This window comes from Mesorhizobium sp. M0571 (assembly GCF_040320985.1).
In the GTDB taxonomy this organism is placed as follows: domain Bacteria; phylum Pseudomonadota; class Alphaproteobacteria; order Rhizobiales; family Rhizobiaceae; genus Mesorhizobium.
This window is the reverse complement of the sequence record NZ_JAMYQT010000002.1, coordinates 303,144-315,714: the sequence shown is the minus strand read 5'-3', so window position 1 is coordinate 315,714 and position 12,571 is coordinate 303,144. Positions and strand designations below refer to the sequence as shown.

The 12,571-nt window shown below is 63.1% G+C and carries 8 protein-coding genes; 4 read left to right on the top strand and 4 right to left on the bottom strand.

The genetic code is table 11. The features are described 5' to 3' along the window. Positions 1-134 precede the first annotated feature (134 nt). Positions 135-1,037, top strand: coding sequence for a LysR substrate-binding domain-containing protein (locus NKI85_RS03965; protein ID WP_352526769.1), 903 nt, complete (start codon positions 135-137; stop codon positions 1,035-1,037). Between the two features lie 61 nt (positions 1,038-1,098). Here the strand turns inward: NKI85_RS03965 and NKI85_RS03960 are convergent, their stop codons facing one another. The 4 genes from NKI85_RS03960 to NKI85_RS03945 form a co-directional block, all read right to left on the bottom strand. Next, positions 1,099-2,355, bottom strand: a complete 1,257-nt coding sequence (locus NKI85_RS03960; protein ID WP_352776101.1) for an Hsp70 family protein — start codon at positions 2,353-2,355, stop codon at positions 1,099-1,101. A 106-nt stretch (positions 2,356-2,461) separates the two neighbouring features. Continuing rightward, positions 2,462-3,253, bottom strand: a complete 792-nt coding sequence (locus tag NKI85_RS03955; RefSeq protein ID WP_352526773.1) for a TIGR02186 family protein — start codon at positions 3,251-3,253, stop codon at positions 2,462-2,464. Further along, positions 3,253-4,176 (bottom strand): sulfite exporter TauE/SafE family protein, encoded by a 924-nt coding sequence (locus tag NKI85_RS03950; protein ID WP_352526775.1) that lies wholly within the window; start codon positions 4,174-4,176, stop codon positions 3,253-3,255. Before NKI85_RS03950 ends, NKI85_RS03955 begins: the two co-directional genes overlap by 1 nt. Before the next feature lie 191 nt (positions 4,177-4,367). Further along, positions 4,368-8,234 (bottom strand): peptidoglycan-binding protein, encoded by a 3,867-nt coding sequence (locus NKI85_RS03945; protein WP_352776098.1) that lies wholly within the window; start codon positions 8,232-8,234, stop codon positions 4,368-4,370. A gap of 552 nt (positions 8,235-8,786) precedes the next feature. On the opposite strand from NKI85_RS03945, the gene NKI85_RS03940 reads away from it, so the two are divergent. The 3 genes from NKI85_RS03940 to NKI85_RS03930 all read left to right on the top strand — a co-directional run bounded on the left by NKI85_RS03940 (position 8,787) and on the right by NKI85_RS03930 (position 12,560). Then, positions 8,787-9,248 carry a MerR family transcriptional regulator gene (locus tag NKI85_RS03940; protein ID WP_023719513.1) on the top strand — a complete coding sequence of 154 codons (462 nt, stop codon included), beginning with the start codon at positions 8,787-8,789 and terminating at the stop codon, positions 9,246-9,248. Between the two features lie 224 nt (positions 9,249-9,472). Next, positions 9,473-11,269 carry an acyl-CoA dehydrogenase gene (locus tag NKI85_RS03935; RefSeq protein WP_352526779.1) on the top strand — a complete coding sequence of 599 codons (1,797 nt, stop codon included), beginning with the start codon at positions 9,473-9,475 and terminating at the stop codon, positions 11,267-11,269. Between the two features lie 121 nt (positions 11,270-11,390). Continuing rightward, on the top strand, positions 11,391-12,560 hold the full coding sequence (locus tag NKI85_RS03930) for an acyl-CoA dehydrogenase family protein (protein ID WP_352776097.1): 1,170 nt from the start codon (positions 11,391-11,393) through the stop codon (positions 12,558-12,560). The last annotated feature ends 11 nt before the right edge of the window (positions 12,561-12,571 follow it).

Genomic DNA, 12,571 nt, shown 5'->3' with positions numbered 1-12,571 from the left:
CCCCACCAATTTCTACCCTCGACTGCTCTGGCGCGACTTTTTTCCAATTTCGGGCCAAAATTTAGAACAAAGAAATCAATCTGTCTAACAACTTGCTCTTGTAATTCCAATCGGATTTGCTTCTTAGTGTCGGCATGACTCTGGACCAACTACGGATCTTCGTCGCCGTCGCCGAACGGGCGCACATGACCAAAGCGGCCGAGTTGTTAGGCATTTCACAGTCGGCCGCGTCCGCCGCGGTCCGCTCGCTCGAACAGCAGCACGGCGTACAGTTGTTCAACCGAGTGGGCCGCAACATCGAGCTCGCCGAGACCGGGCGCCGGTTTCTGCCCGAGGCCAAGGCGGTCCTCGAGCGAGCTGCGGCCGCCCACAATGTGCTGGAGCATGTCTCGCAGACGATCACCGGCAGTCTTTCGATTGCCGCCAGCCAGACCATCGCCAGCTATTGGCTGCCGCGCCGGCTGGCCTCCTTCCACGAAGCCTATCCCGCCGTCAGGCTGAGCGTGAGCATCGGCAACACCCGGCAGGTCGAGACCGATGTCCTTGATGGCGCAGCCGATTTTGGCCTGGTCGAGGGGCGCACCGAATCCGACATTTTGCGGCGGGCAAAGGTCGATATCGATCGCATGATGTTGGTTGTGGCGCGCTCGCACCCCGAGGTCGCCGAAGTTTCGCTTGGGCATCCCGACCTTGGCAGGCTTCGCTGGATCATTCGCGAAAGCGGATCGGGCACGCGCGAGGCGCTGGAGGACCTTGCTCGACGCGACGGGGTTTCGTTCGCGGATCTGCAGATATTCCTGGTGTTGCCGAGCAATGAGGCTATTCGCCAGGCGGTCGAGGCCGGCGCCGGCGCCACCATCATTTCGGAACTCGTCGTCACGCGCGCGGTCGCCGAAGGCAGCCTGCGTTCCGTGCCGATCGATCTGCCGAAGCGCGAATTTGCCATGATCACGCATCGCGACCGGCAGCCAAGTCTGGCTCAGATGGCGCTCAAGGCACATCTCAGCGGGCAAGCTGAGAAAGCCGCGCCGCTCTAGAACATTTTGCAGCCAAGTGGAATCACTTGGCGTCGCAGAAATGCGGCTAAAACAAAATGGATCAGCCGAACTTCCGCTGCGCGTCGAGTGCCAGCCCGAGCCCGACCGAGCCGAACACATCGCCTTCGATTACCGACGCCTGCGGCACCAGAGCCAGGATCTGCTGCCTGGCTAACGGGATCGCGGTCGATCCGCCGGTCAGGAATACCGCGGTGATGTCGGAGGGCTTCACCTGCGCGTCGCGGACGGTCTGCTCGACGGTAGCTGCAACGCGCTCAATATCCCGAGCGATGGTGGCTTCGAGACCCTTGCGCGTGATTTCTGCCGTGAACCTCACCTCGGGCAGCGCGACCTCTACATCGGCGGACGATCGGTCCGTCAGCTCGATCTTGGCCTTTTCGACCAGCGCCGCCAGCGCATGGCCGTAACGATGCTCGACGATGTGGATGAAGCGGTTGACCAGGTCTGCGCGTTCCGCCTCATAGCGGATCTGGCGCAGATGCGTCATCGCCCTTGCGGTATAGACCAGATTGATGCGCTGCCATGTCGCCAGGTCGATGAAGTAGCTCGCCGGCAGATTACGTTTGCCATCCTTGGTTGGCGTCAAATAGCCGAGCTGCGGCATCACATGGGCGATGCTCAACAGCCGGTCGAAGTCGGTGCCGCCGATGTGGATGCCGCGGCTGGCCAGGATGTCGTCCTTGCGGTCGAACGAGCGGGCGCGCTCGGGCGAGACCCGCACGATTGAGAAGTCGGACGTGCCGCCGCCCATGTCGACGATCAGCGCCAGTTCCTCGCGCGTCACCTTTTGTTCGTAGTCAAGTGCCGCAGCAATCGGTTCGAACTGAAAGGCGATGTGCTTGAAGCCCTGGGCACGAGCGGCATTTTCGAGTTCGTGCTCCGCCTTGGCGTCGGCCTCGGCATCGTCGTCGACGAACTGCACGGGCCGTCCCAGCACCACGCTCTCTACCGTGTCATGGGCGTCTTCTTCCAGCTTCCTTTTCAGGTGACCGATGAACAGGCCGACAATCTCCATGAATCCGATCGAGCGCGCCTTGATGCGCGTCTTTTCGTGGGCGAGCGAGCTGCCGAGCACGCTCTTCAGTGAACGCATCAAGCGGCCTTCGATACTGTCCGTATAGTTGGCGATGGCGCGCCGCCCGAAATAGGTGCGGTTATCCTCGAAATTGAAGAACACCGCACTGGGCAGCGTAACCTGGCCGTCTTCCAACGCCACCAGCCGCGGCTGCCCGTTCCTGATCATGCTCACGGTGGAATTCGAAGTGCCGAAGTCGATCCCGGCAAATGCTGGTCGCATCCTGCGTTCCTGTATTCTGATTTGGGGAGCAGCAGCTCGTGTCCGGTCGGGCCGGGGTCGCGGTCTAGCCCATACCCTCGGAAAGGGAAACCACTTTTACGAGAGTTTAGTCTTTCCTGAAGACCAGCCTTCCGAGCCAGCCCGTCAACATGGCTAGCGACACGGCAAAGACACCGTAGAGGAAGGAATAGTCGTGCGCGACGCGGAAGATCGACTGTTCGAAACCGGACTTGCGGATTTCGAGCTGGGCGGAACTTTCCTTGATGAACAGGCCACTCTTGAACAGGAAGGCGCGGGCCTTGTGGGTGCCGACTGGAACGTTGGGAGCAAGCCTGACGGTGGCCCGGAACAGGTTCTGCGACAGGAACTGAACGCCGCCGACATTCTCGCTGTAGAGGCCGGTCGCCGCCTTGCGTTCGCGCAGCGCGGCGGTGAATTCCTCGATTGTCGCCGGGCTGTCGCCGGCGTCGGCCGGCTGCAAATAGAGGTTGGAGGCGCCGAGCGACAGCTGCTTGTAGCTGTTCGGATCGGTGACGTCCTGCAGCGGCCGCGTCGTCGCCACCGAATAGGAGACCGGTACGTTTTCGAAGGTCTCCGACTCCAGATTGACCCAGACGCCGAGCACCCGGTCCTTGCGGCGCACGACGACTGGCCGGGCCGGACCTTCCAGCACGACGATCACGTCGTAGCGCCCTTGCCGCGCGACAAGCGGATCGGCATTTTCCAGCGAGCCGAAGATGGTCAGGTCGGCGCCGGAAAAGCCGGCGGTAATCGAGACATTGTCGGTGGAAAGGCCGATCTGGATATTTTCGGTTAGTGGCGTCTGCGCCTTTACCGGTGACGCAGCGGCCAGCAGCGACAGCAAGGCGGCGGCCGCGATCGTCCTCAAGCCAGCCATCAGCTCAGGCCCACGCCGGACAGCGAATAGAGATTGGGCGGCGTGACGAAAAGACCGATGGCGAGCCGGATGGCGACCGCCAGCACCAGCAACGCCAGCAGCGCCCTGAGTTGCTCGCCGCGCAACCTCTGACCGGCCTTGGCGCCATATTGCGCGCCGGCGACACCGCCTGCCATCAACAGGAAGGCGAGCATGACGTCGACCGTCTGGTTGGTGGTGGCGTGGACCAGCGTGGTGTAGGCCGAGGTGAAGATGATCTGGAACAGCGAGGTGCCGATGACGACGTTGGTCGGCACTTTCAAAAGATAGATCAGGGCCGGCACCATGATGAAGCCGCCGCCGACACCCATGATCGACGACAGAAAGCCGATCGCCGCGCCCAGGCCAAGAACCGGAATGACGCTGACGAAGAGCTTCGAGGCCCTGAACCGCATCTTCAGCGGCAGGCGGTGGATCCAATTGTGCTGGCCGGATTTCTTCAACACCGGTGCGGCGCCGCTGCGGGTGGCGCGCAGCGCATTGACGCTCTCGACCAGCATCAGCCCGCCGACGGTGCCGAGCAGCACGACGTAGAGCAGCGAGATGAACAGGTCGAGCTGGCCGAGTCGGCGCAGGAACGCAAAGACATAGATGCCGCCGGTCGAGCCGACGATGCCGCCGGCCAAAAGCACGCCGCCAAGCTTGAAGTCGAGCGTGCCGCGCTTCATGTGCGACAAGGCGCCGGAGAAGGAGGAAGCGATGACCTGGTTGGCGCCGGTGGCGACCGCGATCGCCGGCGGTATATTATAGAAGATCAACAGCGGGGTGATGAGAAAGCCGCCGCCCACGCCGAACATGCCCGACAGGAAACCCACCGCCGCACCCATGGCCAGCAGCACGAAGACGTTGACGGAAATTTCCGCGATCGGGAGATAGATGCCCACCCGTCAGTCTCGATCAGTTTGCCTCCTGGCGAATGCAACCGTTGCGGGCATTTTGCGTCAGAAGGGTATCTCGTTCTTGCGCCGGCCGGGCGGTGAAGTCAAACTTCGCTGCGCCGCCGAAACAAAAAACAACTCAATCAGTTAACAGGCAAATCTGTGGCAAGGGCGTCGCGGAAACGACGCATCTGCCGTTATTTGCGCGCAAGCAGCGCCTTGACCAGTTTTTCGTCGATCGCGCCGGTTGCCTTCATGTCGTTGTCGGTCTGGAAGGCCATGATCGCGTTCTTGGTTTTCTGGCCCATCATGCCGTCGGGGTTGCCGGCTTCGTAGCCGTTCTTGTTGAGAATGCGCTGGATGTTCTGGACCGCTTTCTTCATGTCGATGCCGGCGGTCGTCTGTGGCGTGCCGTCCTGCCACGATTCAGGAATGTCGGCCGAATTGGCTGCCGGATCGAGCGGCTTGGCCTTCCACAGCTCAGCCGCGGCCCGCGCACGCTCCAACTGCTCGGGCCTCAGCGCCTTGGCGATTTCGTCGCGCTTGGCCGCAGCATCCTTGTCGCCGGCCTTGGCGACGAGCGCGAACCATTTGTAGCTCTCCTCGAGGTTCTGCTTCATGCCGACGCCTTTCGCCGCCAGAATGCCGAGATTGAACTGGCTGTCCTTGACGCCGAGATCGGCCGCCGCCTGGAACCAGTGCGCGGCCGATTCATTGTCGGTCACGCCATCCGCCGCCATCGCAAACAGCACGGCCAGGTTGTGCATGGCGCTGGCGTTGCCCTGCTCTGCGGCAAGCTGATACCAGGTCTTCGCTTTCTTGATGTCGCGTGCGACGCCGATGCCCTTCTCGTAGAAATTGCCGATGCGGTATTCTGCCGGTGCGAAACCGAGTTCGGCAGCCTTCTCATACCATTTGGCGGCCGCCGCCATGTCTTCCTTGACGCCGCGCGACTCGGCGTAGCGCGAGCCGATCTCGAACAGCGCCTTGGCGTCGCCGCCGGCCGCTGCATCGCGCAGGGCGGCCGGACCGACACCGGCCGGAACGTCGATCTTGGCAACGCCTGCCGCCGCGGCAGCATCCGCCGGCGGCACCGTGCCGGTCGTGTCCTGCGCCGCAGCGGTGGTGGTAGCAGGCGCGGCAGCCATTGGCTCGGCGTCGCTGGCCGTCGCCGCTGCCGGCGCGGGCACTGCGGCCGTGGTGTCTGGCGCCGCCAGGTCAGGAGCTGCCGCGGAGGCCGCGGGCGCCGTCGATGCTTCGGTTGCCGGCGTGGCGGGGGCGGTTTGCGCCGCCGCGTCGTCCTTGGTCATCGCAGTGGATGGGTCTGCCTGCCTGACGGTGGGGGACGGCGCGCTATCCTGCGCTGCCGTCTGCGCGTCCGCCTTCGGCTCGCTGGCAACGCTGGCCGATGCAGTCTCCACCGGCTGTGCGGCCACGGGCGGCGCCGCATCATTGCTGGCGACTTCGACCGGGTCGGAGAAGAAGGCCTTGCCCAGTTGCAGGCCGGCAAGCGCCAGCATGATCGCAATTGCCCCCATCAGGATCGGTTTGCGCCGCGCCTTGAGCAGGTCGCCGATCCTGAGCGCCTTGACCGGGCCTTTCATCGTCGACTGGCGCTTGAGGGCGTCCGCCTCGGCGGCCGCCGCTTGTGCCGCCCGTCTGGCTGCCGCGATGAAGTCCGATTTCGCCGCTTCGGCGCCGCCTTCCCGGGCCGGCTGCCCGCGCTCGTCGCGCACACGCTTCATGATGGCGTTGAGATCGGGTGCACCGGAGCCGGGTTCCAGTGGCCGGTTGGCGAGCTTGGGGTCGAGGGGCTCGTCGAGATCGACGCTCGGTATCTCGGCGCTCGCCGCCGAGCCGGCAAGCGGCGGCATCTCGGCCTCCTTCTTGCCCTTCAAGGCGCGCGCCAGCCCGCCTAACATCGATTTCCTGCCGCCGCCCTGCTCGGTTTTTTCACGCGTCGTGTCTGAGCCGAGAGCCGCCAGGGCGGCTGCAGCGGCGGCCTCGGCCGGCGTACGCGGACCTGGCTCGTCGCGCACGAGCGCCGCGGCGCGGCCGTCGAGATCGGCCATGTTGCCCGTTAACGGCAGCGGCTGGTCGATGTCCATCGACGGTGCGTCCTGCACCGAGATCTTGGATACCCGGCCGGAGCGTTTGCTCAACTCGGCGCTTGCCGGTTCGCCGGTCTCGAGTGAACCAAGCCTGTCAACGATCTTGAGCAGCGTATCGTGGATAGCCTCGAACGTCCTCGAATTGCGCTCGTCCGAACGGCGCGTCAGCGCCTCGAGCGTCTTCAGATCCTGGGCGAGGCCGGTAACGGCCGCCGTGTTAGCGCTTGATCCGGCCAGCGAGCGGACGGCGCTCTCGGCTGCCTCGCGCGCCGCGCCGAGGATGGAATCGCGGGTTCCGGCCAGCGACTTCTCGATTTCGTTGAGACGCGGGCTGATGTCGTCGAATTCCGGCAGCGGCGTGCCGGGCTTGGAAAGATGCGCCGTCAGGCCGGCGACCTGCGCTTCGAGGCTGCGGATCAACGCCGGGTCGATGCTGGCGACTTGTGCCGCGGACGAATCCAGTCGGCTTGAGATGTCTTCGAGCCGGCTCTCCAGGCCGCGGATCGCCGCCTCGTTGGCAGGATCTGGAACGCGCGTCTCCATCCGCTTGGCCAGCGCGGTGAAGCGGGCGTCGATGGCATCCATGATGCCGGCGCTGTCGACCTGCGGCATGCGCTGGTCCAGCCTGTCGGCGACCTCGTCCAGCCGGCGCTCGAGATCGCGAAACAGCATGTTGCCTTGTTCGATGGCGTCGCCCTGGCGACGTTCCATCATGCTGGACAGCACGTCGAAGCGCTGCTCGAGCCCCTGGAAGATGTAGTCGGCGTCGGGCATGGCAGGTGCGTGGTCGATCTTGTCGGCGATAAGCGCGACTTGCCTGGCAAGGCGTTCCATCGCCTGTTCCGGCAGATTGGCTCGGCCGGCCAGCTCGTCCACGCGGCTCGACAATGTGTTGAGGCGGTCGATGACCTCCCGGCCCGGACGATCTTGCGACACTTCTTCGATTTGCTGGGCCAGAGAATCAATCCGCTTCTCGATGCGTTCGAAGGGCTCCGGGTCGAACGAATTGGCTTGCGCGGCAACCGTCGAGGCGACGATCGCGCGGGAAATCTCGTCGAGCCGCTCGTCGATCTGGCTGAATGTGTCGCTGCCGCGATTGTCCTGCTGGCGGGCGAAATGATCGACCGCTCCGGCAAGCGTGCGGACCTTTTCCTCGAGCGAGCGCAGCGACAGCGATTCCGGCAGATTGCTGACGGCATTGCTGATCTGTTCGAGCCGCTCGGTCAGCGCCGACAGGCCGGGCGCGTCGGACCGCTTGCGCTGATCGGCGTCGACGCGGTCCTCGAAGGCGCTCCAGCGGCGGTCGAAATCGTCCCAGCGGCGGCCGACCGCCTGCACGCTCTCCTCGCGCGCCAGCGTGTCGAGAGCGGCCTTGACCTGCTCAAGCTCGAGCCGCAGCATATTGACGCTTCTGTCGTCGCTTTTTTCGGCCAGTGTCTGGATGGCGCCGGAAAGCCGCTCGAACTCGACGCCGAGTTCGGCGCTGCGCTTGCCGCCGCCATTTGACTGGAAGGCCCGCTCAATATTCTTGCGCAGTGCGTCGAACTCGCTTTGCAGGCCGGAGGTCATCTGCTGGCGCAGCTCTTCGCGCAGGCCGCGCAGTTCGCCGGCGATCTTGCCGGCCAGGGCGACGCCGTCCTCCTGGCCGCGCACCCGGTCGATATCGCGGGCGATCGCCTGGTAATTCTGGTCGAAAGTCGCTGCCGGACCTTTCGGCCGCTGCGCCTCGCGCGGGTCCTCATACAGGCGTTGCTGGCCATAGGGTTGGGCACTGGGATAGCGCGGTTCTGCCGCTGGTCGGCGTAGATCGGGGCGGCTTGCCGTCTCCTCGCGCGTCCGCTCCAGCCGCTGCTCCAGAGTTTCCAGCGAGCGGTTGAGCTCTTCAAGCGTCGTGTGCGGCCTGCGTTGCCTGCCGGCGTTGAGTGTATCGAGGTAGGACCGCTTGCTGTTCATCAATGCGCCCGTTTCAGAATTGCTGGCTTTCACCAGGTTCCCAAAGTCCTGCCGGGACGAAGGCGACCGCTTGGCTTGTTGCAGTGGAAGACGAGCTTCCCGGGTCTTACCCGCGCTCCGAAAAACCGTGAAAAATTCAATACAGGATAGACACGGGTAACCGACATGCGCACATTTCGCCCCAACGTGGTAAACAACGCGTTAACCAAGCTTAAGAAGTTGCAACTTTGTCGACTGGCTTCCGATGGCCCCGCGTGTCTTTTTGGACGCACAAAGGACGCTGTAGAATTTTGATCTGCCGCAGGGTCCTTTTCGAGATCGACTGCGATTTTCGGGATCGTCCGATAGCCGCTGCGGCATAAAGTTCTAAGCCCAGAACGCTCTTGCGTCGTGAGGCGGCTATCGATATAGCATTGACGTAAACGTAAACGAGCGGATTACGCCGTTTGCGATTTGTTTGTTGAAACCACGAGTGGAAGCACGCCCCCGCTTTCACTCAGGCGACGCAAGGTCCGCGACCGCGACGCCACCAGACGGGGAAAGCCAGTGACCATGAAACTTATTTCGCCCGGCCAAGCCGCGGCCAACACCAACGATATGTCGAGCGAAGCCGGTGAAGAGCTTGTCCGCATCGGCGAAATGGCCAAGAAATACGGGGTGACGCTGCGTACGTTGCGTTTCTATGAGGACAAGGGTCTTCTCAACCCGCAGCGTGACGGCTCGACCCGTCTCTATACCCGCCGCGACAGGGCCCGGCTGAAACTGATCTTGCTCGGCCGCAAGGTCGGGTTCTCGCTGCGTGACGTCAAGCAGATGATGGACCTATACGATCCGAACGGCTCCAACACCAAGCAGTTGCGGTTGGCGCTTGACAAGTCGGAGAAGCAGCTTGCCCGCCTGCAGAAGCAGCGGGCGCTGATCGACGACGCGATCAGCGAACTGAGTGCCTCGATGTCGACCGTCCGGCAAATGCTGATCGAGCGCTCGGCGCCGCAGGCCAGCGTGGCGAGCTAAACTAAACCTGTCGATTTCTGACGAATGAGAACCGCGCGGCTTTTGCTGCGCGGTTCTTCGTCGTTTGCCGTCCTGGAGCGCGGGAGAAAATTCGCTGCATCGCAGAATTGACGTTTACGCAAACGTCAATATTTGTTATCTCGACCCGTAACGTTTGGTCCGCCTGCTATCCTCATATACCGGGGCTGATTTCGGGGCCAAGACCGCATGGTGGAGGAAAACGTATGCCGATCTACAGGGCGCCGGTCCGGGACACGCTGTTCGTGCTGAACGAAGTGCTGAGGTATCAGCGCTATTCCAATCTTCCCGGATTTTCCGACGCCACGCCGGATGTGCTCGAGGCAATCCTTGCCGAAGGGGCGAAGCTCGCCGAAAACGTGATGCAGCCGCTGAACCGCGTTGGCGACATTGAAGGCTGCGTGCGCCATGACGACGGCTCGGTAACGACGCCGAAAGGCTTCAAGCAAGCCTTCGACCAGTATCGCGAAGGCGGCTGGATGGGGCTCGCCGCACCTGTCGAGTTTGGCGGACAAGGCTTGCCCTACGCGGTGCACACTGCGGTTGCCGAATATATGGTGTCGGCCAATATGTCGCTGATGATGTATGCCGGCCTGACGCAGGGCGCGATCGCTGCGATCATCACCCATGGCACCAAAGAGCAGAAAGCGACATGGCTGCCGAAGCTGGTCGAGGGCACCTGGACCGGCACCATGAACCTGACCGAGCCGCACTGCGGTACCGATCTCGGCCTGCTGCGCACCAAGGCCGTCCCCAATGGCGACGGCACCTACAAGATTTCCGGCCAGAAGATCTTCATCTCGGCCGGCGAGCATGACATGTCGGACAACATCGTCCACCTCGTGCTGGCCCGCATCGAGGGCGCGCCGGATGGCGTGAAGGGCATTTCGCTGTTCATCGTGCCGAAGCTCATGCTCGATGCATCAGGCAATCCGGGCGAGAAGAATACCGTCTCCTGTGGCTCGATCGAGGAGAAGATGGGCATCCATGGCAATTCGACCTGTGTCATGAATTACGACGAGGCGGAAGGCACGCTGCTCGGCGAGGCCAATGGCGGGCTGAAAGCCATGTTCACCATGATGAACGAGGCGCGGCTCGGCGTCGGCCTGCAAGGACTTTCGCTGTCGGAGGTCGCCTACCAGAATGCGGTTTCCTACGCCAAGGATCGCCTGCAGGGCCGCTCGCTGTCGGGGCCGAAAGAACCGGACAAGAAGGCCGATCCGATCATCGTCCATCCGGACATCCGCCGCAGCCTGATGACCATGAAGGCCTTCAACGAGGCCGGTCGGGCGCTGGCGCTGTGGACGGCGATCAAGTCCGACATTGCTCACCGCTCCGGTGACGACAAGGACCGCCTTGCCGCCGACGACTACACCGGCCTGATGACGCCGGTGGTCAAGGGCGTGCTCACCGACAAGGGTTTCGATCATGCGGTAATGGCGCAGCAGGTTTTCGGCGGCCACGGCTATATCGAAGAGCACGGCATGAGCCAGTTCGTGCGCGATGCCCGCATTGCCATGATCTACGAGGGCGCCAACGGCATCCAGGCGCTCGACCTTGTCGGCCGCAAGCTCGGCTTGAACGGCGGCCGCGCCGTGCAGGCCTTCTTCAAGGAGGTCGGCGAGTTCTGCGAGGAGAACCGCGCTGATGAGAAGATGGCGCCCTTCACCAAGGCGCTGAAGAAGGGCCTCAACGACCTGCAGGCCGCGACGATGTGGCTGGTGCAGAACGGCATGGCCAAGCCCGACAACGCCGGTGCCGCCTCGACCGACTACATGCATCTCTTCGGCCTCGTGGCGTTGGGCTACATGTGGGCGCAGATGGCCAAGGCTGCCGGGGCGAAATTGGCAAATGGCGCCGACGGTTCCTCGGCCTTCTACGACAGCAAGCTGGTGACGGCGCGCTTCTTCATGGAGCGGATCATGCCGGAGACGGCGGCGCACCTTGCCCGCATCTCCAGCGGCGGCGACACATTGATGGCACTGCCGGCCGAAGCGTTCTAAGTTCGACGTCCCCCTTCCCCTCGACGGGAGGGTGGCCGCGAAGCGGCCGGGAGGGGTCGCCACGGCAGCGCGCCAGCCTCAATTCTGGCGGCGTGCTTGGAAGGAGGATCAGAGAATAAACATGACCAGTCCCGCCGAAATCCTCGGTCTCCCCAAGCCCGCCTGGGCGGCGGACGAGGTCGGCATGCTCTACGGCATGGCGCACCGCTTCATGTCGGAAGAGATCGCGCCGCGTTACGACGAGTTCGAGAAGAACGAGATGGTCGATCGCGAAAGCTGGCTGAAGGCCGGTGCTGCCGGCCTGCTCTGCGCCTCGATACCGGAGGAATATGGCGGCTCGGGCGGCACCTTCGCGCATGAGAGCGCCATTATCGAGGCGATCGGCCATGTCGGCGTCGACGGGTTCGGCATTGGCCTGCACAATTCGATCGTCGCCCCCTACATCCTCCATTACGGCTCGGAGGAGCAGAAGAAGAAATGGCTGCCGAGGCTGGCGACCGGCGAGCTGATCGGCGCCATCGCCATGACCGAGCCGGGTGCGGGCTCCGACCTGCAGGGCGTCAAAACGCGGGCCGAGAAGGACGGCAACCAATACAAGCTCAACGGCTCGAAGACCTTTATCACCAACGGCCAGCTCGCCAATTTCATCATCGTCGTTACCAAAACCGATCCTGAGAAGGGCGCCAAGGGCATCTCGCTGATCGTCGTCGAGACCGACGAGGTGGCGGGCTTCGAGCGCGGCCGCAACCTCGACAAGATCGGCCTCAAGGCCAACGACACGTCGGAACTATTCTTCAACGACGTGCGTGTGCCGACCTCGAGCCTGCTCGGCAGCGAGGAAGGCCAGGGCTTCGTCCACCTGATGCAGCAATTGCCGCAGGAGCGGCTGCAGATCGGCACCACAGCTATCGCCATGGTCGAGCGGGCGCTGGCTCTTACCATCGACTACGTCAAGGAGCGCAAGGCCTTCGGCAAGGCCATCATCGAATTCCAGAACACCCAGTTCAAGCTTGCCGAATTGAAGACCGAGGCGACCATCGGCCGCGTCTTCTACAATGACTGCGTTGCCCGCCACATTAACGGTGGCCTCGACCCGGTGACGGCCTCGATGGCCAAATACTGGTTGTCCGACCTGCAGGGAAAAGTCGTCGACGAATGCCTTCAATTGCATGGCGGCTATGGCTACATGAATGAATATCCGATCGCCCGCATGTTCCGCGACGCCCGCGTCCAGCGCATCTACGGCGGCACCAACGAGATCATGAAATTGCTGATCGGGCGCTCGCTCTGAGCGATTTTTCA

What these genes read in the sequence shown, in the direction of transcription:
- NKI85_RS03965 (WP_352526769.1), top strand. Translation starts at nt 135, where the DNA reads ATGACTCTGGACCAACTACGGATCTTCGTCGCCGTCGCCGAACGGGCG.
- NKI85_RS03960 (WP_352776101.1), bottom strand. Translation starts at nt 2,355, where the DNA reads ATGCGACCAGCATTTGCCGGGATCGACTTCGGCACTTCGAATTCCACC.
- NKI85_RS03955 (WP_352526773.1), bottom strand. Translation starts at nt 3,253, where the DNA reads ATGGCTGGCTTGAGGACGATCGCGGCCGCCGCCTTGCTGTCGCTGCTG.
- NKI85_RS03945 (WP_352776098.1), bottom strand. Translation starts at nt 8,234, where the DNA reads ATGAACAGCAAGCGGTCCTACCTCGATACACTCAACGCCGGCAGGCAA.
- NKI85_RS03940 (WP_023719513.1), top strand. Translation starts at nt 8,787, where the DNA reads ATGAAACTTATTTCGCCCGGCCAAGCCGCGGCCAACACCAACGATATG.
- NKI85_RS03935 (WP_352526779.1), top strand. Translation starts at nt 9,473, where the DNA reads ATGCCGATCTACAGGGCGCCGGTCCGGGACACGCTGTTCGTGCTGAAC.
- NKI85_RS03930 (WP_352776097.1), top strand. Translation starts at nt 11,391, where the DNA reads ATGACCAGTCCCGCCGAAATCCTCGGTCTCCCCAAGCCCGCCTGGGCG.